We start from the raw sequence: 23,088 nt of genomic DNA on the forward strand, positions 1-23,088 counted from the left end.
CCATGCCGTTCAGCGTGCTGGCGGCCGAACCGGTCGCAACGGCGACCGCCGCCGCTGCGCCGGCGGTGAGTAGCGGCGTGGGAGGCCAACTGACGCAACTGGTGTTCGGCCTGCTGCTGGTGTTGGGGTTGATCTTCCTGCTCGCCTGGCTGTTGCGTCGGGTCCAACAGGCCGGTCCGGCCGGCAAAGGCCAGGTCATCGAGATTATCGGTTCCCGTGCACTGGGGCCGCGTGACCGGCTGATGCTGGTACAAGTCGGCAACGAACAGATTCTGCTTGGCCTGAGCCCCGGCAACATTTCGGCATTGCACGTGCTCAAGGAGCCGGTGCAAGTGCCGACGACCGAGAAAGCGACGCCGGAATTTGCCCAGCGCCTGCTGGAGATGCTGGGCAAAGATCAGAAGGATAAGAAGTAATGGGTGCGCTACGCATCGTCTTGACGCTGGCCCTGGTGCTGGTCGCGCCGCTGGCGTTCGCCGCCGATCCGTTGTCGATCCCGGCGATCACCCTGGGCACCAATGCGCAGGGTGCGCAGGAATACTCGGTCAGCCTGCAAATCCTGCTGATCATGACCGCGCTGAGTTTTATCCCGGCGTTCGTCATCCTGATGACCAGCTTCACCCGGATCATCATCGTGTTCTCGATCCTGCGTCAGGCCCTCGGGTTGCAGCAGACGCCGTCGAACCAGATCCTCACCGGCATGGCGATGTTCCTGACCCTGTTCATCATGGCGCCGGTATTCGACCGGGTGAACCAGGATGCCTTGCAGCCGTACCTGGCAGAAAAGATGACCGCCCAGGAGGCTGTCACCAAGGCGCAGGTGCCGATCAAGGATTTCATGCTCGCCCAGACCCGCACCAGCGATCTTGAGCTGTTCATGCGCCTGTCCAAGCGCACCGACATTGCAACGCCGGACCAGGCGCCGCTGACCATCATCGTGCCGGCCTTCGTGACGTCCGAGCTGAAGACCGCGTTCCAGATCGGCTTCATGATCTTCATTCCATTCCTGATCATCGACCTGGTCGTGGCCAGTGTGCTGATGGCGATGGGTATGATGATGCTCTCGCCGCTGATCATTTCCCTGCCGTTCAAGATCATGTTGTTCGTGCTGGTCGATGGCTGGGCGCTGATCATCGGCACGCTGGCCAGTAGCTTCGGCGGTGTCTCGCCATGACGCCAGAAGTCGCAGTCGATATCTTTCGTGAAGCACTGTGGCTGACCACCATGATGGTGGCGATCCTGGTGATCCCCAGCCTGCTGGTGGGGCTGCTGGTGGCGATGTTCCAGGCTGCCACGCAGATCAACGAACAGACCCTGAGCTTCCTGCCACGCCTGCTGGTGATGCTGGTGACCCTGATCGTGGCCGGCCCGTGGCTGGTGCAGACGTTCATGGAATACATCACTCAGCTGTACCACAACATCCCGATGGTCATCGGCTAAGCCATGCCGTCGCTGCTGCAACTGACCGATACCCAGATCAGTACCTGGGTCGCGACCTTCATGTTGCCGCTGTTTCGTGTCGGTTCGTTGTTGATGGTCATGCCGATTTTCGGAACCACCCTCGTACCGCGACGGGTCCGCCTCTATTTCACGCTCGCCATTACCGTGGTCATCGCCCCCGGCCTGCCGCCCATGCCGCCGGTCAATGCCCTGGACTTGAGCGGGCTGCTGCTGATTGCCGAGCAAATCCTGATTGGTGCGGTACTGGGGTTTTCCCTGCAGATGTTGTTTCAGGCGTTTGTGGTGGCCGGGCAGATCGTCGCGATTCAAATGGGTATGGGTTTCGCCTCCACGATCGACCCGACCAACGGGGTGTCGTCGGCGGTGCTCGGGCAATTCTTCACCATGCTGGTCACGCTGTTGTTCCTGTCCATGAACGGCCATCTGGTGGTGTTCGAGGTCCTGACCGAAAGCTTTACCACCTTGCCGGTGGGCAGTGGCCTGATGGTCAATCATTACTGGGAACTGGCCGGCAAGCTCGGCTGGGTGCTCGGCTCGGCGCTGTTGCTGGTGTTGCCGGCAGTCACGGCGTTGCTGGTGGTCAACATCGCGTTCGGGGTCATGACCCGGGCGGCGCCGCAGTTGAATATCTTCTCCATCGGCTTCCCGCTGATACTGGTACTCGGCTTCTTTATCTTTTGGGTCGGCATGGCCGACATCCTCAACCAGTATCAGCCACTGGCCTCCGAGGCCTTGCAGTTTTTACGCGAACTGGCACGGGCGAGCTGAACCATGGCCGAGAGCGAAAGCGGTCAGGACAAAACAGAAGACCCCACGGAAAAGCGCAAGCAGGACTCCCGTGAGAAAGGGGAGGTCGCGCGTTCCAAGGAACTCAACACCCTGGCGATCATGCTGATCGGCGCGAGTGCGCTGCTGATTTTCGGCGGCGCGATGGCACAGGACATGATGGAGTTGATGCGCATCAATTTCTCGCTGTCGCGCGAAGTGATCATGGACCAGAACTCGATGTCCACGTACTTGCTGCGCTCGGGGCAGATTGCGCTGTGGTCGATCCAGCCAGTGATGATTTCGCTGGTGCTGGCGGCGATTATCGGACCGATTTCACTGGGCGGCTGGCTGTTTGCGACGAGCTCCATGGCGCCCAAGTTCGGTCGGCTGAACCCCTTGCCCGGCATCAAGCGCATGTTCTCCACCAAGGCGCTCGTGGAACTGCTCAAGGCTCTGGCCAAGTTCATCATCATCCTGTTCGTGGCGCTGTCGGTGTTGTCGTCCGACATCGATGACCTGCTGCGCATCGCTCATGAACCGCTGGACACGGCGATCATCCATAGCCTGCAAGTGGTGGGCTGGAGCACGTTGTGGATGGCGTGCGGGCTGATCATCATCGCTGCCGTCGACGTGCCGGTGCAGTTGTGGGAAAGCCACAAGAAGTTGCTGATGACCAAGCAGGAAATCCGAGATGAGCACAAGGATGCGGAAGGGCGACCCGAAGTCAAGCAGCGTATTCGCCAGTTGCAGCGCGAGATGTCCCAGCGGCGGATGATGGCGGCGATTCCCGAGGCCGACGTGGTCATCACCAACCCGACGCACTACGCCGTGGCGCTCAAATACGACCCGGAGAAGGGTGGAGCGCCGATGCTCATCGCCAAGGGCACTGACTTCCTGGCGCTGAAGATCCGTGAGATCGCAGCGGCCAACGAGATCCTGCTGCTGGAATCGCCGGCACTGGCGCGCTCGATTTACTACTCGACGGAACTTGAGCAGGAGATTCCCGGCGGGCTCTATCTGGCGGTGGCGCAGGTGCTGGCTTACGTTTATCAGATTCGACAGTACCGGGCGGGTAAAGGCAAACGGCCGGATCCGTTGAAGGATGACTTGCCGATCCCTCCGGATTTGCGCCGCGATTCCTGAGTGTTGCGCAGTCGCTGATGGCCTCTTCGCTGGCAAGCCAGCTCCTACAGGGTTTTACGCAATCTGTAGGAGCTGGCTTGCCAGCGAAGGCGTCTGACCAGGCGCTGCACATCCCGTTGGAAAACCACTCTATTTCCCCTGCCGCAAAAGTTGGAAGGCTTCTTGCAATAGCCGCCGTGCGCCTGCTTCAGGCGTCAAAAGTTTGCTTTAAAGGAACGGGGAAAACCGGTGGATCGCTCTCAGTTAATCAACGCCGCTCGCACAAACGTCGTCGACCTCAGTCGGGGCAATCTGGGTGTGCCGCTGTTGCTGCTGGTCATGCTGGCGATGATGATGTTGCCGGTGCCGCCGTTCCTGCTGGACGTGTTTTTCACCTTTAACATTGCCCTGTCGATCGTCGTGCTGCTGGTGTGCGTGTACGCCTTGCGCCCCCTGGATTTCGCGGTGTTCCCGACCATTTTGCTGGTGGCAACGCTGTTGCGCCTGGCGCTGAACGTGGCCTCGACGCGGGTGGTGATGCTCCATGGCCAGGACGGCCACGCCGCCGCCGGCAAGGTGATCCAGGCCTTCGGCGAGGTGGTGATCGGCGGTAACTACGTGGTGGGTATCGTGGTCTTCGCGATTTTGATGATCATCAACTTCGTCGTGGTGACCAAGGGTGCCGGGCGGATTTCCGAGGTGAGCGCGCGTTTCACCCTCGACGCGATGCCCGGCAAGCAAATGGCGATCGACGCCGACCTCAACGCCGGCCTGATCGATCAGAACCAGGCCAAGCTGCGCCGGATGGAAGTCGCCCAGGAAGCCGAGTTCTACGGTTCCATGGACGGCGCGAGCAAATTCGTTCGCGGTGACGCCATCGCCGGCCTATTGATCCTGTTCATCAACCTGATCGGCGGCATGGCGGTCGGTATCTTCCAGCACAACATGAACTTCGCCGATGCTGGCAAGGTGTATGCGCTGCTGACCATCGGTGACGGTTTGGTGGCGCAATTGCCATCACTGTTGTTATCGACAGCGGCGGCGATCATGGTGACCCGTGCTTCCGGCTCGGAAGACATGGGCAAGCAGATCAACCGGCAGATGTTCGCCTCGCCCAAGGCACTGGCGGTGGCGGCAGGCCTGATGGCGGTGATGGGCCTGGTGCCCGGCATGCCACACTTCTCGTTTCTCAGCATGGCGGCCCTGGCTGCTGGCGGCGCTTACCTGTTCTGGAAGAAGCAGAGCGTGGCCAAGGTGCAGGCGCTGCAAGAGGTCAAGCGCCAGCAGGAGCTGCTGCCGTCGCCGGCCCGCGCCCAGGAAACCAAGGAACTGGGCTGGGATGATGTGACGCCGATCGACATGATCGGCCTGGAAGTGGGCTACCGCCTGATTCCGCTGGTGGATCGCAACCAGGGCGGCCAGTTGCTGGCGCGGATCAAGGGCGTGCGCAAGAAGCTGTCCCAGGACTTGGGCTTCCTGATGCCGACCGTGCACATCCGCGACAACCTCGACCTGGCGCCGAGTGCCTATCGCCTGACCCTCATGGGGGTGATCCTGGCCGAGGCGGAGATTTACCCGGATCGCGAGCTGGCGATCAACCCGGGGCAGGTCTACGGCACGCTCAACGGCATTACCGCCAAAGATCCGGCTTTCGGCCTGGAGGCGGTCTGGATCGAAATCAGCCAGCGCGCCCAGGCACAATCGCTCGGTTATACGGTAGTCGATGCCAGTACAGTGGTGGCCACTCACTTGAACCAGATACTCTATAAACATTCCAGTGAGCTGATCGGTCACGAAGAAGTGCAGCAACTCATGCAATTGCTGGCCAAAAGCTCGCCGAAACTGGCCGAAGAGCTGGTGCCGGGGGTGGTGTCGCTGTCGCAATTGCTCAAAGTGTTGCAGGCGCTGTTGGCCGAACAGGTACCGGTACGCGACATCCGCAGCATTGCCGAGGCCATCGCGAACAATGCCGCCAAGAGTCAAGATACCGCCGCGCTGGTGGCTGCCGTGCGGGTTGGCGTATCCCGTGCAATCGTCCAAAGCATTGTAGGGACTGAGTCTGAGCTGCCAGTTATCACGCTGGAGCCAAGGTTGGAACAGATATTGCTCAATAGTCTGCAAAAGGCAGGACAAGGCTCGGAAGAGGGCGTTCTGCTGGAGCCAAGCATGGCTGAGAAGCTGCAACGCTCATTGATCGACGCAGCGCAGCGCCAAGAGATGCAAGGTCAACCGGTGATTCTGTTGGTGGCCGGTCCGGTTCGCGCGATGCTCTCGCGATTTGGCCGGCTCGCAGTCCCGGGTTTGCACGTGTTGGCTTACCAGGAAATCCCTGACAACAAGCAAGTGACCATCGTTGCGACAGTAGGGCCCAACGGCTGAGGTAGTGGTTTATGCAAGTTAAGCGTTTTTTCGCCGCCGATATGCGTCAGGCCATGAAGCTGGTTCGTGATGAGCTGGGCGCTGATGCCGCCATCATTGGCAACCGCCGGATCGCCGGGGGCGTCGAGCTGACGGCTGCGCTGGATTACAAGTTGTCGGCGCTGGCACCGCGTGTGCCGAACATGGAACTCGAAGACGAGCTGCGCAAGACGCAGTCGCGGATCGTCACTGCCCAGGCTGAACTGAGCCTGCGTAGCGATGGCGAGAGCGACCAGAGCACCAACCGCCAGTTGTTCGCCGGCTTGCCATTGACCGCTGCCGAACCGTTGATCGAACCCACGTACGCCGAACCCCGTCGCCCTGCACCGGCCCCGACGCCAACCTCCGGTGGCGTTGACCCGCGTGCATTCGACTCGATGCGCTTCGAACTCAACAGCCTGCGCGAACTCATGGAAGTTCAGCTCGGCTCCCTGGCCTGGAATCAGCTGCAAGGCAGCCGTCCGGATCAGGCGAACCTCTGGCGTCGCCTGCAACGCATCGGCCTGTCTGGCCCGTTGTCGCGCGATCTGCTGGCGATGATTACCGACATTGAAGAGCCTCGTCAGGCCTGGCGCATGCTGCTGGCGCACCTGGCGCGCATGATCGCCACCCCGCAAGTCGAACCGCTGGAAGAGGGCGGCGTGATCGCCATGGTCGGCCCTGCCGGCATGGGCAAGACCACCACGTTGGCCAAGCTCGCTGCGCGCTACGTGCTCAAGTACGGCGCGCAGAACATTGCCCTGGTGAGCATGGACAGCTTCCGCATCGGTGCCCAGGAGCAGCTCAAGACCCTGGGGCGTATCCTCAATGTCTCGGTGACCCACGTCGATCCGGGCCAGTCGCTGGTCCAGGCGCTGGAGCCGTTGCTGCGCAAGCGCGTGGTGCTGATCGATACCGCCGGCCTGCAAGCCAGCGATCCGGCCCTGCGCATGCAGCTTGAAAGCCTGGCCGGCCGCGGCATTCGTTCAAAAAATTATCTGGTCCTGGCAACCACCAGCCAGAAACAGGTTCTAACCGCCGCTTATCACAGTTACAAGCGGTGCGGGCTGGCTGGCTGCATCCTGACTAAACTGGATGAGACGGCGAGCCTGGGCGAGGTGTTGAGCCTGGCCATCAGTCACGAATTACCCGTGGCCTACCTGACCGACGGCCCGCGGATCCCGGATGATCTTCATCTGCCGCGCCGTCACCAGTTGGTCAGTCGCGCCGTCAGCGTGCAAATGCAGGAAGAACCCAGCGAAGAAGCCATGGCTGACATGTTCGCTGACATCTACCACAGTCCGACCAAGCAGGTTGGCTGAGGTAATTAATGAATAGTTTTTGTACCTACATCGATGGTCTGCCATGCATTGTTCCGTTAGCGAACGCGCAGCCAGTAATGTGGCCTCCGTCTATGCAAGACAAGGTAAAGAAATAATATGGGCAGCATGCATCCCGTTCAGGTGATCGCGGTGACCGGCGGCAAAGGTGGCGTCGGGAAAACTAACGTGTCTGTAAACTTGTCCCTGGCCCTCGCTGAGCTTGGCCGGCGCGTCATGCTGCTGGACGCCGACCTGGGGCTGGCAAACGTCGACGTCCTGCTGGGCCTGACACCCAAACGGACCCTGGCCGACGTGATCGAAGGCCGCTGCGAGCTGCGCGACGTACTGCTGCAGGGGCCCGGCGGCATCCGTATCGTTCCGGCGGCGTCCGGCACACAGAGCATGGTTCATCTGAGCCCTGCGCAGCACGCTGGGCTGATCCAGGCCTTCAGCGACATCGGCGATAACCTTGACGTATTGGTGATCGACACCGCTGCGGGCATTGGTGACTCGGTAGTCAGTTTCGTACGTGCCGCCCAGGAAGTGTTGCTGGTGGTGTGCGACGAGCCGACCTCGATTACCGATGCCTACGCCCTGATCAAGTTGCTCAACCGCGACTATGGCATGAACCGCTTCCGCGTCCTGGCCAACATGGCCCAGAGCCCGCAGGAAGGGCGCAACCTGTTCGCCAAGTTGACCAAGGTCACCGATCGCTTCCTCGATGTCGCTCTGCAATACGTCGGCGCCGTGCCCTACGACGAAAGCGTGCGCAAGGCCGTGCAGAAGCAGCGTGCGGTCTACGAAGCGTTCCCGCGTTCCAAGTGCTCGCTGGCCTTCAAGGCCATCGCGCAGAAGGTCGATACCTGGCCTTTGCCGGCCAACCCGCGTGGGCACCTGGAGTTCTTCGTCGAGCGTCTCGTGCAACAGACAGCAGGGCCTGTGCTATGACAGCCAGCGGTTACAACCTCTATAAAAAATCGGCCCGCGATGCGCAGTACGAGCTGATCGAGCGTTACGCGCCGCTGGTAAAACGCATTGCCTACCACTTGCTGGCACGCTTGCCAGCCAGTGTCCAGGTCGAAGACCTGATCCAGGCCGGGATGATCGGCCTGCTTGAAGTGTCGACCAAATATGACGCCAGCAAAGGCGCCAGTTTCGAGACGTACGCGGGCATTCGAATCCGCGGCGCGATGCTCGATGAAGTGCGCAAGGGGGACTGGGCGCCACGCTCGGTCCACCGCAATACGCGCATGGTCAGCGACGCGATTCGCTCGATTGAAGCGAAAACCGGTCGTGACGCTAAAGATCACGAAGTTGCGGCCGAACTCCAATTGAGTCTCGACGATTATTACGGGATTTTGAACGACACCCTGGGCAGCCGCTTATTCAGTTTCGACGACCTGTTGCAGGACGGCGAACACGAAGGGCTGCACGAGGATGGCGCAAGTGCTCATCTCGAGCCGTTACGCGATCTGGAAGATGAACGCTTCCAGGCGGCGCTGGCGGATGCGATTGCCAATTTGCCGGAGCGTGAGCGACTGGTGTTGGCGCTGTACTACGACGAAGAGTTGAACCTCAAGGAAATCGGTGAGGTCCTGGGGGTCAGCGAATCGCGGGTCAGCCAGTTACACAGCCAGTGCGCGGCCCGTTTGCGGGGGCGTTTGGGGGAGTGGCGAGCGCGCTGAAGGCAGTGTGGGGACACTGCGAACGGGGCCGATGGGGTGTTGAACCACACCGGTCGCGATCTGTTGTGCTCCAGACAGTCATTGAGTGCTTTGCCGGATTGATTGAAATGGCGCGTCCAGGTGCTGGGCGCGTTTAAGACTGCTTGGAGGTCGAATTGGACAAGAACATGAAAATCCTCATCGTTGATGACTTCTCAACGATGCGGCGGATCATCAAGAACCTGCTGCGTGACCTTGGGTTCACCAACACCGTCGAGGCCGACGATGGCACTACCGCCATCCCGGTGCTCAACAGCGGAAGCATCGACTTTCTGGTAACGGACTGGAACATGCCTGGCATGACCGGAATCGATCTGCTGCGCCACGTGCGCGCCGATGAAAAGCTCAAGCACCTGCCGGTGTTGATGGTCACCGCTGAAGCCAAGCGCGAGCAGATCATCGAAGCGGCCCAGGCCGGCGTTAACGGCTATGTGGTCAAACCCTTTACGGCCCAGGCGTTGAAAGAAAAAATCGAGAAGATTTTCGAACGCATCGGTTGATGAGTGCGCCACGGGGGAGCTATGGGCAATAACGAATCTTCACTGGGCGATTTTGAATCGACCCTGAAAAAACACGCCGTCGAATTGGTCGCGAGCCTTGAAAAAGGCAAGTTCGGCGACGCCGTGCAATTGATCCATGAGCTCAACCAGACCCGTGACCGCGGCCTGTACCAGGAAGTGGGCAAGCTCACGCGCGAGTTGCACAGTGCGATCGTCAATTTCCAGATTGACCCGCACATGCCGCAAGCCGAGGAAGTGTCGCAGATCACCGACGCCACCGAGCGCCTGGGGTACGTGGTGAAGCTGACCGAAGCCGCTGCGAACCGCACCATGGACCTGGTGGAAAACGCCACGCCGCTGGTCAACAGCCTGGCCGATGAAGCCCAGGCCTTGGGCACGGACTGGAAGCGCTTCATGCGTCGTGAAGTCGGCGCTGAAGAGTTTCGCGAATTGGCCCGGCGGGTCGACGGCTTCCTGGTGCGCAGCAGCCAGGACAATCGCGCGGTGTCGGGCAACCTGAACGACATCCTGCTCGCCCAGGATTACCAGGACCTCACCGGCCAGGTGATCAAGCGTGTGACCACCCTGGTCACCGAAGTCGAAAGCAACCTGCTCAAGCTCGTGCTCATGGCCAGTCAGGTGGACCGCTTTGCGGGCATCGAGCATGACCGTGAAGCGATGCTGGCTGAAAAAGATCCACAAAAACATCTCTCTCAGGGTGAAGGTCCGCAGATTCATGCCGATAAAAGAGAAGACGTTGTGTCCGGTCAGGACGATGTGGACGATTTGTTATCCAGCCTGGGATTTTAGAGATTTCACAATCTCAGGTTTTTTGGGTTTTTAGACCTGTAGGAGCACCCCCTTAATGAGCTTCGGCGCCGATGAAGAGATCCTTCAGGATTTCCTGGTTGAGGCCGGCGAGATTCTAGAGCAACTGTCCGAGCAATTGGTCGAGCTGGAAAGCCGACCGGATGATGCGGACCTGCTCAATGCAATTTTTCGCGGTTTTCACACTGTAAAAGGGGGCGCCGGCTTCCTCCAGCTCAACGAGCTGGTGGAGTGCTGCCACATCGCCGAGAACGTGTTCGACATCCTGCGCAAGGGTGAGCGTCGCGTCGACTCGGAACTGATGGACGTGGTTCTCGAAGCGCTGGATGCGGTGAACAGCATGTTCAGCGAAGTCCGCGAGCGCAGCCCGATCACGGCGGCGACACCGGAACTGCTCGCGGCATTGGCCCGTCTGGCCGAGCCGCAATCGGCCGACGAAGTGGCGCCTGCGCCCGTCGCCGAGGTGATCGAACAACCGGTGGCCGAAAGCGCCTGCGACGACATCACCGACACCGAATTCGAACAACTGCTGGACTCGCTGAACGCCGTCAAGGCGCAGGCCGAAGCACCGGCGGCTGTTGTTGCGCCGGCCGGCGATGCTGCCGCCAGCGACGAAATCACCGATGCCGAGTTCGAGTCGTTGCTCGATCAACTGCACGGTAAAGGCCAGTTCGCCGTCGATGCGGTTGCGCCGGCTCCGGCCGCGCCAGACGCACCGAAAGCGGCGGGCGACAGTTCCGACATTACCGATGATGAATTCGAAGCGCTGCTCGACCAGCTGCACGGCAAGGGCAACTTTGCTGTCGAGGCGCTGGAGTCGGCCATCGCTTCGGTGCCTGCACCCGCCGCCCCCGCTGCGGCGGCGGTCGGCAGTGATCTGATTTCCGATCACGAGTTCGAGGCGCTGCTCGACGAACTGCACGGCAAAGGCAAGTTCAGCGAAGTTGGCACCGCATCGGTCGCCAACGGTTCGAGCGCTGTCGCCGCGGCTCCGGTCGCCAAGGCCGCGGCACCGAAACCCGTGGCCAGGGCTCCCGAGCCAAAAGCCGAAGCGCCGGCCCCAGCCGCCGCGGCTGCCCCGGCGGCTGCCCGCGCCCCGGCCGCGCCACCGCCGGAAAAACCGGCGAGCGAAGCCGAGACCACGGTACGCGTCGATACCGCGCGTCTGGACGAGATCATGAACATGGTTGGCGAGTTGGTGCTGGTGCGTAACCGTCTGGTACGCCTGGGCCTCAACAGCGGCGACGAAGCCATGTCCAAGGCCGTGTCGAACCTCGACGTGGTCACGGCCGACCTGCAAACCGCGGTCATGAAAACGCGGATGCAACCGATCAAGAAAGTCTTCGGGCGCTTCCCGCGCCTGGTTCGCGACCTGGCTCGCCAGCTCAAGAAAGAGATCAACCTGGAGCTGGTCGGCGAAGAAACCGACCTCGACAAGAACCTCGTCGAGGCGCTGGCCGATCCGCTGGTCCACTTGGTGCGCAACGCAGTCGACCACGGTATCGAGTCGCCGGAAGAGCGCGAAGCCTCGGGCAAGGCCCGGGGCGGCAAGGTCATCCTGGCGGCCGAGCAGGAAGGCGACCACATCCTGCTGTCGATCTCCGATGACGGCAAAGGCATGGACCCGAACGTCCTGCGTTCGATCGCGGTAAAACGCGGTGTGATGGACAAGGATGCCGCCGATCGCCTGAGCGACACCGAGTGCTACAACCTGATCTTCGCCCCAGGGTTCTCGACCAAGACCGAGATCTCCGACGTGTCGGGTCGTGGCGTGGGCATGGACGTGGTGAAAACCAAGATTTCCCAGCTCAACGGTTCGATCAACATCTACTCGGCCAAGGGCCAGGGTTCGAAGATCGTCATCAAGGTGCCGCTGACCCTGGCGATCATGCCGACGCTAATGGTCATGCTTGGCAACCAGGCGTTTGCGTTCCCGCTGGTCAACGTCAACGAGATCTTCCACCTCGACCTGTCGACCACCAATGTGGTGGACGGCCAGGAAGTGGTGATCGTGCGGGACAAGGCGCTGCCATTGTTCTACCTCAAGCGCTGGCTGGTCAGCTCCGCCGCTCACGAAGAGCAGCGCGAAGGCCACGTGGTGATCCTTTCGGTGGGCACCCAGCGGATCGGCTTTGTCGTCGATCAACTGGTGGGCCAGGAAGAAGTGGTCATCAAGCCATTGGGCAAAATGCTCCAGGGAACCCCGGGCATGTCCGGCGCCACCATTACCGGTGACGGCCGCATCGCGCTGATTCTCGATGTTCCGAGCATGCTCAAGCGTTACGCCACGCGGCGTATTTGATTCTGGTGGAGCGGGGCGCCTGGCCTCGCTCCATCTAATGGAGTGTTTATGGCAGTCAAAGTCCTGGTGGTGGACGATTCGGGGTTTTTCCGCCGCCGCGTCTCGGAAATTCTTTCAGCGGATTCGAATATCCAGGTCGTCGGCACGGCGACCAACGGCAAAGAGGCGATTGATCAGGCGCTGGCCCTCAAGCCGGACGTGATCACCATGGACTACGAGATGCCGATGATGGACGGCATCACGGCCGTGCGGCACATCATGCAGCGCTGCCCGACGCCGGTATTGATGTTCTCCTCGCTGACCCACGAAGGCGCCCGGGTGACCCTCGATGCGCTGGATGCCGGCGCGGTGGATTTCCTGCCGAAGAATTTCGAAGACATCTCGCGCAACCCCGAGAAGGTCAAGCAACTGCTGTGCGAGAAGATCCTGAGCATTTCGCGCAGCAATCGTCGTGTCAGTCACTACAGCGCGCCGGCACCTGTCGCGGCGCCAGCCCCTGCTCCTGCGCCGTCCAGCATTGGCAGCTACGGCCACAGCACGCCTGCGCGTCCTGCACCCGCACCGATGCCTACCCGTACAACGGCGGCCAGTTCGTCGTCGCCGGCGCCAAAGCGCAAAAACTACAAGCTGGTCGCCATTGGCACCTCCACCGGCGGCCCGGTCGCGCTGCAACGGGTGTTGACCCAGTTGCCGGCCCACTTCCCGGCCCCGATCGTGCTGGTTCAACACATGCCGGCGGCCTTCACCAAGGCCTTCGCCGAGCGCCTGGACAAGCTGTGCCGCATCACCGTCAAGGAAGCCGAGGATGGCGACATCCTGCGTCCGGGCCTGGCGCTGCTGGCGCCCGGTGGCAAGCAAATGATGATCGACGGCCGTGGCGCGGTGAAAATCCTCCCCGGTGACGAGCGCCTGAACTACAAGCCGTGCGTAGACATCACCTTCGGTTCGGCGGCCAAGTCCTACGGCGACAAAGTTCTGGCGGTCGTGCTGACCGGCATGGGCGCCGACGGTCGCGAAGGTGCGCGCCTGCTCAAGCAGGGCGGCAGTTCGATCTGGGCGCAGGACGAAGCCAGTTGCGTGATCTATGGCATGCCGATGGCCATCGTCAAAGCTGAACTGGCTGACGCGGTGTACAGCCTCGACGACATTGGCAAGCACTTGGTCGAGGCGTGTCTCTGATGGACGTTCTCAGCCTGATCGGCATCATCATGGCCTTCGTCGCCATTATCGGCGGCAACTACCTCGAAGGTGGCCACCTTGGTGCCCTGGCCAACGGCCCTGCAGCGCTGATCGTGCTCGGTGGGACCATTGGCGCTGCGTTGCTGCAATCGCCGATGAGCGCCTTCAAGCGCGCCATGCAGATCCTTGCGTGGATCCTGTTTCCGCCGCGTGTAGACCTGGCCGGTGGCATCGACCGCGTGGTGAACTGGAGCCTGACGGCACGCAAGGAAGGCCTGCTCGGTCTGGAAGGGATCGCCGACGCCGAGCCCGACAACTACGCGCGCAAAGGCCTGCAATTGCTGGTCGACGGTGCTGAACCGGAAGCGATTCGCAGCATTCTGGAGGTGGATTTCTACACCCAGGAAAGCCGCGATGTCGAAGCCGCCAAGGTCTTCGAAAGCATGGGCGGCTACGCGCCGACCATCGGCATCATCGGTGCGGTGATGGGCCTGATTCACGTCATGGGCAATCTGGGCGATCCGTCGCAATTGGGTAACGGCATCGCCGTGGCGTTCGTTGCGACCATCTACGGTGTGGCCAGTGCCAACCTGGTGTTGCTGCCAATTGCCGCCAAGCTCAAATCCATCGCGTTGCGCCAGTCGCGTTATCGCGAAATGTTGTTGGAAGGGCTGCTGTCGATCGCCGAAGGTGAAAACCCTCGCTCCATTGAGTTGAAGCTTCAGGGCTTCATGGATTAAGGGAATAAGCTCATGGCCCGTCGTCGCCAGCATGAAGAGCATGTAAACCATGAACGTTGGCTGGTTTCCTATGCCGACTTCATCACCTTGCTGTTCGCGTTTTTCGTGGTGATGTACTCGATCTCCTCGATCAACGAGGGCAAGTACAAGGTCATTTCCCAAGCGCTGATCGGTGTCTTTACCGACACCGATCGCTCGCTCAAGCCGATCCCTGTCGGTGAGGAGCGGCCGCAGACCGTCACCCCGGCCAAGCCGCTGGTCAAGGACAGCGACCAGGTCGATGCTGGCGTCGCAGGGGCCAGCGATCCGCTCAAGAGTATCTCCGATGACATCAGCGCCGCGTTCGGCGACCTGATTGCTTCCAACCAGATGACCGTGCGCGGCAATGAGTTGTGGGTCGAGATCGAACTCAACTCCAGCCTGCTGTTTGGCAGCGGCGACGCCATGCCCAGCGACATCGCGTTCAACATCATCGACAAGGTCGCGGTGATCCTCAAACCGTTCGATAACCCGATCCACGTCGAAGGTTTCACCGACGATCAGCCGATCCGCACCGCGCAATACCCGACCAACTGGGAACTGTCCTCGGCCCGTTCGGCGAGCATCGTGCGCATGCTGGCGATGCAAGGCGTCAACCCTGGCCGGCTGGCGTCGGTGGGCTACGGCGAGTTTCAACCGGTGGCCAATAACGCCACCGCCGAAGGCCGTGCGCGCAATCGTCGGGTGGTGCTGGTGGTGTCACGCAACCTCGATGTGCGCCGCAGCCTGACGGGCACGGGCACCGCTCATGCAACACCGGACGCTGCATTGAAGCGCGCTGGCACACAAACTGCACCGACCCCGGTCAAGACGCCGGGACGCGAGAGTGCCGTCAATTCTCCGTCACCCGCATTAACACGTTGAGCTATTTCTCGACCGATCCGTTCGGCCGGGAGGAACAATCCGAATGAGAGTCTGGGCAGTCGCCAATCAAAAGGGTGGTGTTGGTAAAACCACTTCCTCTATCGCTTTAGCCGGTTTACTGGCGGAGGCGGGCAAGCGCGTGGTCGTGGTCGATCTCGACCCGCACGGCTCCATGACCAGTTATTTCGGCTACGACCCGGACACCCTGGAGCACAGCAACTACGACCTGTTCCTGCACAAGGGCAGCGTGCCGCAAGGCTTGCCGGGCCAGTTGCTGCTGTCGACCAGCGACGAGCGCATTTCCCTGTTGCCCTCCAGCACCGCACTGGCCACCCTTGAGCGCCAGTCGCCGGGGCAGAGCGGCCTGGGGTTGGTGATTGCCAAGAGCCTGGCGCAACTGTGGCAGGACTTCGATTACGCCGTGATCGATAGCCCGCCGTTGCTTGGCGTGCTGATGGTCAATGCCTTGGCGGCGAGCCAGCAATTGGTGATCCCGGTGCAGACCGAACACCTGGCCGTCAAAGGCCTGGAGCGCATGGTCAACACCCTGGCGATGATCAACCGTTCGCGCAAACAGGCGTTGCCGTTCACCATCGTGCCGACCCTGTTCGACCGCCGCACCCAGGCGTCCCTCGGCACGCTGCGTGTACTGCGCGACAAATTCCCCGACGAAATATGGCAGGGCTACATCCCGGTAGACACGCGCCTGCGCGACGCCAGCCGTGCCGGGCTGACGCCTTCGCAGTTCGACGGCAAGAGCCGTGGTGTTCTCGCTTACCGCGCATTGCTCAAGCATTTGCTGGCCGCACAACTTGTTGCGCAGGTGGCCTGACATGACCCTGGCATTTGTAGGAGCAAGCTTGCTCGCGATGGTCGACAACGATGACGCTCGCTATCTGAATGATCGCGTTGCCCGGATGTTTTTCGCGAGCAGGCTCGCTCCTACAGGGGCGTACTCATGAATCGGACGGTGAAGACAACGTCACGCCCGCAATTGGCGTTGCAGTCATATCTGGACAACTTGCTGCAAGATGCGACCGAAGAACTCGTGTCTGAAGTCGACGTACTTATCGACGTTACGGAAGTGGTCGAGGCAGTGAAGGCCATCGAAGCGCAAGGCGCGCTGGATGAGTTCCAGGCGGCCGTGCTCGAAGAACAGGCCCGCGACGCACAGAACCACGCCGCAGAGGTCTCATCTGTCGCGCCGCAGCCGAAGACCGCCATTGCGCTGATCGAGCCACCGGCCCCGGTTTTGGCACCCGTATCGGCCATCGCGCCGCTGTTGCACAGCCTGATGCAGCCCTTCGTCGAGCCGCCTCATGCACCGCTGATCGAAGAGCCTCTGGTGCTGGTGCCGCCGGTCGTCGAAGTCCATTTGCCACCAAGCAATACGCCGCCTCCGGTGGCAACCGATGGTCGTCCGTCGTGGGCCGCCGAGCCTTTCGAATGCCTGCTGTTCGATGTCGCCGGGTTGACCCTGGCGGTGCCGCTGGTGTGCCTGGGGTCGATTTATTCGTTGGCCGGTCACGAGCTGACGCCGCTGTTTGGTCAGCCGGATTGGTTCCTCGGCATCCTGCCGAGCCAGGCCGGCAATCTAAAGGTGCTCGATACCGCGCGCTGGGTCATGCCAGACCGCTACCGCGACGATTTCAAGCAAGGCCTGCAATACGTGATTTCGGTCCAGGGCTACGAATGGGGGCTGGCGGTGCATCAAGTCAGCCGCTCGCTGCGCCTGGACCCGAATGAAATCAAATGGAGAAGTCATCGAGGTCAGCGGCCATGGCTCGCCGGCACGGTGATTGAACACATGTGCGCGTTGCTCGACGTTGCCTCGCTGGCGGAGTTGATCGCCAGCGGCGGGGCCAAGCACATGTCCGGCAGTAAGCCGAACCACAAACCGACACACGTTAAATAAACAACAGGCGACGGCACTCGATGGCGTTGCACGGAACACACACCGCTAGGGCGGTTTCTTGAGGGGTCAGGGTATGAATGATAAGGCGACGGCGGCAAAAGGTTCCGAAGATCCGATCCTGCAATGGGTCACCTTCAAGCTGGACAACGAGACCTACGGCATCAACGTGATGCGCGTCCAGGAAGTCCTGCGCTACACCGAAATCGCCCCGGTGCCGGGTGCTCCGAGCTACGTGTTGGGCATCATCAACCTGCGCGGCAACGTCGTCACCGTGATCGACACCCGTCAGCGCTTCGGACTGATGAATGCCGAGATCAGCGACAACACCCGTATCGTCATCATCGAGGCCGACAAGCAAGTGGTCGGGATCATGGTCGACAGCGTGGCCGAAGTGGTTTACCTGCGTCAGTCAGAAATTGAAACCGCGCCGAACGTCGGCAACGAAGAGTCCGCCAAGTTCATTCAAGGCGTGTGCAACAAGAACAACGAACTGCTCATCCTGGTCGAGCTGGACAAGATGATGAGCGAAGAAGAATGGTCGGAACTGGAGAGTATCTGATTGATGCTTGAGGTTGCAGTCATTGTCCTGTTCCTGTTCTGGGCAGGCACGCTGGCGATGTTCCTGGCGTACATTCGCGGTCAAAAGCTGATCGCCGCGCAACAGGCCCAGGGTGATGCGTTGCGCGATCAACGCATCCGCGACCTGGGCAAGCGCGTCGACGATTACCAGAACGGCAACGTGCGCATGGGCGAGGACCTGCATGAATTGCGGGCGATCGTTGCGCCATTGCCGGACAAACTGGCTCAGGTTGAGCAACGCGATCCATCGAGCCTGTCGTTTGCCCAGGCGGCGCGACTGGTCGGGATGGGCGCCAGCGTCGACGAACTGACCCAGTCCTGCGGCTTGACCCAGGCTGAGGCCGAGTTGATGAGCAAGTTGCACAAGCACTGAGCCTTGCGTTCGGGCGCAAATCGCTTTCGCTGGCAAGCCAGCTCCTACGGTATCGCAGCGAACCTGTAGGCGCTGGCTTGCCAGCGAAGGCGCCTTCGAATTCTCAATAATCCTCCCCGCGCTCGGTGATGTCTTTCTCGACCATCGGCGCATCCGGATCCTGCCCCGCCGCAAACTTCCCTTTCAAATGCCACGCAAACGCAATGATCTCGGCAATCGTCAGGTACAGCTCCTGCGGAATGCTGTCCCCCAGTTCCATGCGCGCCAACAAGCGCACCAGCTCGGCGTTTTCGTAGATCGGCACCTGGCAATCGCGGGCAATGCGCAGGATTTCTTCCGCCAGCTCTTCGTCACCCTTGGCGGTCAGCGTCGGGGCATGGGTGCCGTCGTATTTGAGGGCGATGGCCTGGCGTGGGGCATTGGAAGTGTTCATGCGGTTTCGTCGACCCAGCGTTGTTCGAGACGGGTTTGCGGACCCTGAGGTGGCGTGCCGAGATGGCAATCGAGGTCGCCGACGTTCAGGCCGGCAGAGAGCAAGCGATCACGCAACCCGGCCAGATTGCTTTCGATCAGGCTGGCGGTGTACGGCCGTTCGGCCCAGAGCTGGCTGGACAGGCTGCCCTTGATCAGTTGCGCCTGAATTTGCAGCGGCCCCAGCGGTTCCATGGCGAACGCCAGTTCCACCCGCCACAGTTGCTGCTTGGGTTCGCGTTCTTCGTGACGTTCCCTTGGCTGTTCTTTTTCGGGCGCGTCTTCGCGCTGGAACTTGACCTGCAACGGTACGATGTCTTGCAGGTTGCGCATCGGAATTTCCAGTTGCCAGGTGCTCATCAGCCGTCCGTCGGCGGTGACGCCGGTTTGCTCCAGGCTCGACAACTGATGGCTTTGCAGGCGTGAAACCGCGGCGGCCGCGAGGCGCAGCAGATGTTCGAGATCGCCTTCGCCTTCAGCGCTTGGCAACTGGCGTTCGGGCAGCGGAAAACCGCTAGGTGACGGCTTTGCGCTGACCTGACCGAGCATGCCCAAGGCGTTGCGGACAAAATTCGGCAGGGCCTGGGCCAGGGTGTTGGCGGCGATGATCGCGCCCAGGTTGGTGTTGGCCGGTAAGCCTTGGCTCAACTGCGCCACCAGTTTCAGCAGATCGCCTTTCATGTCCGGCGCGAGCGTCGGGTTTTGCCCGCTCAGCAATTTGCTTTCCAAGAGCGCACCACTGCTGGCCAACGCCAGGGCCAGGCCCTTGGGAGAACTCAATTGTTGGACATCCGGCAGACCGGCCAGCAGTCGGGCAGCGACGCTGCGCAATTCGACAGATGTCTGGTCCGAGTCCGGAAGGTTTTGCAGGCGCTTGAGCAGGCCGTCCAGTGAACCCTGGCGGCTTTGCTGGTCGACCAGTTGCTGGGTCACCGCCAGCTGTTCTTGTCGGCTACTCAGCGGCACAAACTTCAACGTCTGGGCGTCCTGCACCTGCGCGCTGAGCAAGGTGCCGATGCGCAAGGGTTGGGGGCTGTCGATGCTCAGGGTACTCCCACTCAGTGCGGTGTTGAGCAGGTTCACCATCGAGCGGAACACCATGGGTTGGCCAGGCACCTGCGGCAACAGTTGCGACGTCAGCACTTTGCCTTGCAGCAGCGTGCCGACGGGCAGTTGCGCGGTGTCGAGGCGGGTGAGGGTGGCGACGTTGGAGGCGATGGCTTGCTGCACGGTCACGGCCAGGTTGCCGGCCGAGGGCTGGGTGACGACCAGTGTCGTGCCCAGTGCCAGCGGCTGGTTGCTGCTGGTCTGCACAGTGGTCTGACGGCCGCTATCGAGGGTGACCTTGAGCAGCATCTGGAACGTCTGGTCCGCCTGCTTGAGCGACAGGACTTCGGCCTGGGCGGTCTGGCCGGCGCTGATCAGCCCCTCCACCGGCGTCAGCAACTTGAGCAACTCGCCTACCGCCTGCGGGCGCGAAGTCGCCGGGACGGTTGGCGGCAGCGGGAGGATGTTCATTTCGCCTGTCATACGCGGTCACAACCTGAGGAAAATGCACTCTTTAGAGTAAGGCACGGCATGTATAATGCCGCGCCGTTGTATCCAAAAATGGCGAAAACTTTGCAATAGTTTGACGCAGCTCGCTAGAACACGTCGTCATTACAACTATGCTGCATCTCTTTAACGGCCGCGCCAGAGCCGACTTGAACCGTATAAGGCCCGTGAACCCTTGACCAGTCCTGTCCTGCAAACCGTTGCCCTTGCCTGCGAGCGAGACCTGCGGCTGCTCTTCGAAAATCTCGATTTGCGACTGGCCAGTGGCGAAATGGTACAAATCAGCGGCCCCAACGGCAGCGGCAAGACCAGCCTGTTGCGTCTGCTCTCGGGTTTGATGCAACCGACCGCCGGTCAGGTGTTGCTCAACGGCCAGCCGCTGAACTCGCAACGCGGCCTGCTGGCGCGCAACCTGTTATGGATCGGCCACGCGGCCGGGATCAAGGATTTGCTGACGCCGGAGGAGAACCTGAGCTGGCTCTGTGCCTTGCACCATCGGGCGAGCCACGAGGCGATCTGGCAGGCGCTCGCCGTCGTGGGCCTGCGCGGATTCGAGGACGTTCCCTGTCATACCTTGTCCGCAGGCCAGCAACGTCGTGTTGCCTTGGCGCGGTTGTATCTGGACAGCCCACCGCTGTGGATCCTCGATGAACCCTTTACCGCCCTCGACAAACAGGGCGTGGCCCAACTCGAAGAACACCTGGCCGGCCACTGCGAACGCGGTGGCATGGTGATGTTGACCACCCACCACACGCTGAGCCGGATGCCGGCCAGTTACCGCGACATCGATCTGGGGAAGTGGGCGGTATGAGTGTTTTCGGCCTGTTGGTCGCCCGTGAGGCCCGTCTGCTGTTCCGCCGTCCGGCGGAATTGGCCAACCCACTGGTTTTCTTCGCTATCGTGGTTTCGCTGTTCCCGCTGGCCGTCGGACCCGAGTCTCAATTGTTGCAAACCTTGTCTCCGGGGTTGGTCTGGGTCGCGGCCCTTTTATCGGTTTTGCTCTCGCTGGACGGGCTTTTCCGCAGTGATTTCGAAGACGGATCGCTTGAACAGTGGGTCCTTTCGTCGCACCCTTTGCCCCTTCTGGTACTGGCCAAAGTGCTGGCACACTGGGCTTTTTCCGGACTGGCACTGGTTTGTCTCGCACCCTTGTTGGCGTTGATGCTCGGTTTACCTGCCGCCTGTCTGCCGGTGTTGCTGCTTTCGTTATTGCTCGGTACACCGGTGTTGAGCCTGCTCGGTGCAGTGGGCGCGGCGCTGACGGTGGGCTTGAAGCGCGGTGGCCTGTTGCTGGCGCTGCTGATTCTGCCGCTTTACATCCCGGTGTTGATCCTTGGCAGTGGCGCGTTGCAAGCGGCCCTGCAAGGCATGCCGGCGACTGGTTATCTGTTATGGCTGGGCAGCCTGACCGCCCTGGCGATAACCCTGACACCTTTTGCAATAGCTGCTGGCCTGAAGATCAGTGTCGGCGAATAATAATGAGGCCTGGTTAAAAATTAACCACTCTTTTTGAAAAAAAGCAGGCCCTGGCTCTTCACAGTAAAGAGCAACCGTGATGGAAACAGTATGAATTGGACGTGGTTTCACAAGCTTGGCTCGCCCAAATGGTTTTACGGCATCAGCGGCAGAATGTTGCCGTGGCTGAGCGTCGCGGCGTTGCTGTTGATCGGCGTTGGCGTCGTCTGGGGCCTGGCGTTCGCGCCTCCCGATTACCAGCAGGGCAACAGCTTTCGCATCATCTATATCCACGTTCCGGCCGCCATGCTGGCGCAGTCGATCTACGTGATGCTGGCCGTGTGTGGCATCGTCGGGCTGGTGTGGAAAATGAAACTGGCCGACGTCGCCCTGCAATGCGCGGCGCCGATTGGCGCCTGGATGACCGCCGTGGCGCTGGTCACCGGGGCAATATGGGGCAAGCCGACCTGGGGCTCATGGTGGGTCTGGGATGCACGACTGACGTCCATGTTGATTCTGCTGTTCCTGTACTTCGGTCTCATTGCACTGGGCAACGCCATCAGCAATCGTGACAGCGCGGCCAAGGCCTGCGCGGTACTGGCGATTGTCGGCGTGATCAACATCCCGATCATCAAGTACTCGGTGGAGTGGTGGAACACCCTGCACCAGGGCGCGACCTTCACCCTCACTGAAAAACCGGCGATGCCCCCCGAGATGTGGCTGCCCTTGCTGCTGACGGTGCTGGGTTTCTACTGTTTCTTCGGCGCGGTGCTGTTGCTGCGCATGCGCCTTGAAGTGCTCAAGCGCGAAGCCCGGGCCAGTTGGGTCAAGGCCGAAGTGGAAAACAGCCTGGAGACCGCTCGATGAGTTTTGCTTCATTCGGCGACTTCATCGCCATGGGTCATCATGGCCTGTATGTCTGGTCCGCCTACGGCATCTGCCTGGCGGTATTGGCCCTCAACGTGGCGGCGCCGATCCTGGCCCGCAAGCGGTATCTGCAACAAGAGGCGCGTCGTTTGCGCCGGGAGAACGGCAAGTGAATCCGCTGCGTAAAAAGCGCCTTATCATCATTCTTGCGATCCTGGTGGGGGTCGGCGCTGCCGTCGGCCTGGCCCTGAGCGCCCTGCAGCAGAACATCAACCTGTTTTACACACCGACCCAGATCGCCAACGGCGAAGCCCCGCTCGACACACGCATCCGCGCTGGCGGCATGGTCGAGAAGGGTTCGCTGGAGCGTTCCAGCGATTCTCTGGACGTGAAATTCGTCGTCACCGACTTCAATAAATCCGTCACCATCACCTATCGCGGCATCCTCCCGGACCTGTTCCGCGAGGGGCAGGGCATCGTTGCCCTGGGCAAGCTCAATGGTGAAGGCGTGGTGGTGGCCGATGAAGTGCTGGCCAAACACGACGAGAAGTACATGCCGCCGGAAGTGACCAAGGCGTTGAAGGACAGCGGTCAATCGGCTCCAACGCCCGCGAAGGAGGGTTGATCC

General features: G+C 61.1%; 26 protein-coding genes. 24 read left to right on the top strand and 2 right to left on the bottom strand.

From position 1 onward, the window contains the following. Positions 1 to 2 precede the first annotated feature (2 nt). The 19 genes from fliO (at position 3) to J1D76_RS20070 (ending at position 18,113) form a co-directional block, all read left to right on the top strand. Complete coding sequence (fliO, locus tag J1D76_RS19980; RefSeq protein ID WP_421140114.1) at positions 3 to 416, top strand: flagellar biosynthetic protein FliO; 414 nt, start codon at positions 3 to 5, stop codon at positions 414 to 416. After that, positions 416 to 1,174, top strand: coding sequence for a flagellar type III secretion system pore protein FliP (gene fliP, locus J1D76_RS19985; protein ID WP_421140057.1), 759 nt, complete (start codon positions 416 to 418; stop codon positions 1,172 to 1,174). The genes fliO and fliP overlap by 1 nt, the downstream gene beginning before the upstream one ends. Further along, positions 1,171 to 1,440: a flagellar biosynthesis protein FliQ gene (gene fliQ / locus J1D76_RS19990; RefSeq protein WP_421140058.1), complete on the top strand. Its 270-nt coding sequence runs from the start codon at positions 1,171 to 1,173 to the stop codon at positions 1,438 to 1,440. Before fliP ends, fliQ begins: the two co-directional genes overlap by 4 nt. A gap of 3 nt (positions 1,441 to 1,443) precedes the next feature. Then, complete coding sequence (gene fliR, locus J1D76_RS19995; protein WP_421140059.1) at positions 1,444 to 2,229, top strand: flagellar biosynthetic protein FliR; 786 nt, start codon at positions 1,444 to 1,446, stop codon at positions 2,227 to 2,229. 3 nt (positions 2,230 to 2,232) lie between these two features. After that, positions 2,233 to 3,372, top strand: coding sequence for a flagellar biosynthesis protein FlhB (flhB, locus tag J1D76_RS20000; protein ID WP_421140061.1), 1,140 nt, complete (start codon positions 2,233 to 2,235; stop codon positions 3,370 to 3,372). Between the two features lie 228 nt (positions 3,373 to 3,600). Next, positions 3,601 to 5,730 (top strand): flagellar biosynthesis protein FlhA, encoded by a 2,130-nt coding sequence (flhA, locus tag J1D76_RS20005; RefSeq protein WP_421140063.1) that lies wholly within the window; start codon positions 3,601 to 3,603, stop codon positions 5,728 to 5,730. Between the two features lie 11 nt (positions 5,731 to 5,741). Next, positions 5,742 to 7,070 (top strand): flagellar biosynthesis protein FlhF, encoded by a 1,329-nt coding sequence (flhF, locus tag J1D76_RS20010; protein ID WP_421140065.1) that lies wholly within the window; start codon positions 5,742 to 5,744, stop codon positions 7,068 to 7,070. 117 nt (positions 7,071 to 7,187) lie between these two features. Continuing rightward, complete coding sequence (gene fleN, locus J1D76_RS20015; protein ID WP_008001746.1) at positions 7,188 to 8,018, top strand: flagellar synthesis regulator FleN; 831 nt, start codon at positions 7,188 to 7,190, stop codon at positions 8,016 to 8,018. Further along, complete coding sequence (gene fliA, locus J1D76_RS20020) at positions 8,015 to 8,755, top strand: RNA polymerase sigma factor FliA (protein ID WP_421140066.1); 741 nt, start codon at positions 8,015 to 8,017, stop codon at positions 8,753 to 8,755. The genes fleN and fliA overlap by 4 nt, the downstream gene beginning before the upstream one ends. 167 nt (positions 8,756 to 8,922) lie before the next feature. Beyond that, positions 8,923 to 9,294 carry a chemotaxis response regulator CheY gene (locus J1D76_RS20025; protein WP_003183998.1) on the top strand — a complete coding sequence of 124 codons (372 nt, stop codon included), beginning with the start codon at positions 8,923 to 8,925 and terminating at the stop codon, positions 9,292 to 9,294. Positions 9,295 to 9,315: 21 nt separating this feature from the next. Next, positions 9,316 to 10,104: a protein phosphatase CheZ gene (locus tag J1D76_RS20030; protein ID WP_421140068.1), complete on the top strand. Its 789-nt coding sequence runs from the start codon at positions 9,316 to 9,318 to the stop codon at positions 10,102 to 10,104. A gap of 55 nt (positions 10,105 to 10,159) precedes the next feature. After that, entirely contained in the window at positions 10,160 to 12,424 is a 2,265-nt protein-coding gene (locus J1D76_RS20035) for a chemotaxis protein CheA (RefSeq protein ID WP_421140070.1), read from the top strand. A 48-nt stretch (positions 12,425 to 12,472) separates the two neighbouring features. After that, positions 12,473 to 13,603, top strand: a complete 1,131-nt coding sequence (locus tag J1D76_RS20040) for a protein-glutamate methylesterase/protein-glutamine glutaminase (protein ID WP_421140072.1) — start codon at positions 12,473 to 12,475, stop codon at positions 13,601 to 13,603. Beyond that, positions 13,603 to 14,343, top strand: coding sequence for a flagellar motor protein (locus J1D76_RS20045; RefSeq protein WP_085716992.1), 741 nt, complete (start codon positions 13,603 to 13,605; stop codon positions 14,341 to 14,343). Before J1D76_RS20040 ends, J1D76_RS20045 begins: the two co-directional genes overlap by 1 nt. Before the next feature lie 12 nt (positions 14,344 to 14,355). Beyond that, positions 14,356 to 15,246 carry a flagellar motor protein MotD gene (gene motD / locus J1D76_RS20050; RefSeq protein WP_421140073.1) on the top strand — a complete coding sequence of 297 codons (891 nt, stop codon included), beginning with the start codon at positions 14,356 to 14,358 and terminating at the stop codon, positions 15,244 to 15,246. A gap of 43 nt (positions 15,247 to 15,289) precedes the next feature. Further along, complete coding sequence (locus tag J1D76_RS20055) at positions 15,290 to 16,078, top strand: ParA family protein (protein ID WP_421140074.1); 789 nt, start codon at positions 15,290 to 15,292, stop codon at positions 16,076 to 16,078. A 126-nt stretch (positions 16,079 to 16,204) separates the two neighbouring features. Beyond that, complete coding sequence (locus J1D76_RS20060; RefSeq protein ID WP_421140076.1) at positions 16,205 to 17,161, top strand: CheW domain-containing protein; 957 nt, start codon at positions 16,205 to 16,207, stop codon at positions 17,159 to 17,161. A gap of 73 nt (positions 17,162 to 17,234) precedes the next feature. Continuing rightward, positions 17,235 to 17,720 (top strand): chemotaxis protein CheW, encoded by a 486-nt coding sequence (locus J1D76_RS20065; protein WP_007980742.1) that lies wholly within the window; start codon positions 17,235 to 17,237, stop codon positions 17,718 to 17,720. Next, a complete protein-coding gene (locus tag J1D76_RS20070; RefSeq protein ID WP_421140078.1) occupies positions 17,721 to 18,113 on the top strand; it encodes a DUF2802 domain-containing protein in 393 nt (130 codons plus the stop codon). It begins immediately after the preceding gene. Between the two features lie 103 nt (positions 18,114 to 18,216). Here the strand turns inward: J1D76_RS20070 and J1D76_RS20075 are convergent, their stop codons facing one another. After that, positions 18,217 to 18,546 carry an EscU/YscU/HrcU family type III secretion system export apparatus switch protein gene (locus J1D76_RS20075; protein WP_421140079.1) on the bottom strand — a complete coding sequence of 110 codons (330 nt, stop codon included), beginning with the start codon at positions 18,544 to 18,546 and terminating at the stop codon, positions 18,217 to 18,219. Beyond that, the gene (locus J1D76_RS20080) at positions 18,543 to 20,114 is read right to left on the bottom strand and encodes a flagellar hook-length control protein FliK (RefSeq protein WP_421140080.1); all 1,572 of its coding nucleotides are present in this window, start codon (positions 20,112 to 20,114) and stop codon (positions 18,543 to 18,545) included. The genes J1D76_RS20075 and J1D76_RS20080 overlap by 4 nt, the downstream gene beginning before the upstream one ends. A 199-nt stretch (positions 20,115 to 20,313) precedes the next feature. On the opposite strand from J1D76_RS20080, the gene ccmA reads away from it, so the two are divergent. The 5 genes from ccmA to ccmE all read left to right on the top strand — a co-directional run bounded on the left by ccmA (position 20,314) and on the right by ccmE (position 23,085). Further along, entirely contained in the window at positions 20,314 to 20,949 is a 636-nt protein-coding gene (gene ccmA / locus J1D76_RS20085; RefSeq protein WP_421140081.1) for a cytochrome c biogenesis heme-transporting ATPase CcmA, read from the top strand. Beyond that, the gene (ccmB, locus tag J1D76_RS20090) at positions 20,946 to 21,614 is read left to right on the top strand and encodes a heme exporter protein CcmB (protein WP_421140082.1); all 669 of its coding nucleotides are present in this window, start codon (positions 20,946 to 20,948) and stop codon (positions 21,612 to 21,614) included. Before ccmA ends, ccmB begins: the two co-directional genes overlap by 4 nt. Positions 21,615 to 21,704: 90 nt before the next feature. Further along, positions 21,705 to 22,460 carry a heme ABC transporter permease gene (locus tag J1D76_RS20095; protein ID WP_421140083.1) on the top strand — a complete coding sequence of 252 codons (756 nt, stop codon included), beginning with the start codon at positions 21,705 to 21,707 and terminating at the stop codon, positions 22,458 to 22,460. After that, positions 22,457 to 22,633, top strand: a complete 177-nt coding sequence (ccmD, locus tag J1D76_RS20100; RefSeq protein WP_007980758.1) for a heme exporter protein CcmD — start codon at positions 22,457 to 22,459, stop codon at positions 22,631 to 22,633. Before J1D76_RS20095 ends, ccmD begins: the two co-directional genes overlap by 4 nt. After that, positions 22,630 to 23,085 (top strand): cytochrome c maturation protein CcmE, encoded by a 456-nt coding sequence (gene ccmE / locus J1D76_RS20105; protein ID WP_421140084.1) that lies wholly within the window; start codon positions 22,630 to 22,632, stop codon positions 23,083 to 23,085. The genes ccmD and ccmE overlap by 4 nt, the downstream gene beginning before the upstream one ends. The last annotated feature ends 3 nt before the right edge of the window (positions 23,086 to 23,088 follow it).

Source organism: Pseudomonas sp. NFX15 (assembly GCF_049132105.1).
Taxonomy (GTDB): Bacteria; Pseudomonadota; Gammaproteobacteria; order Pseudomonadales; family Pseudomonadaceae; genus Aquipseudomonas.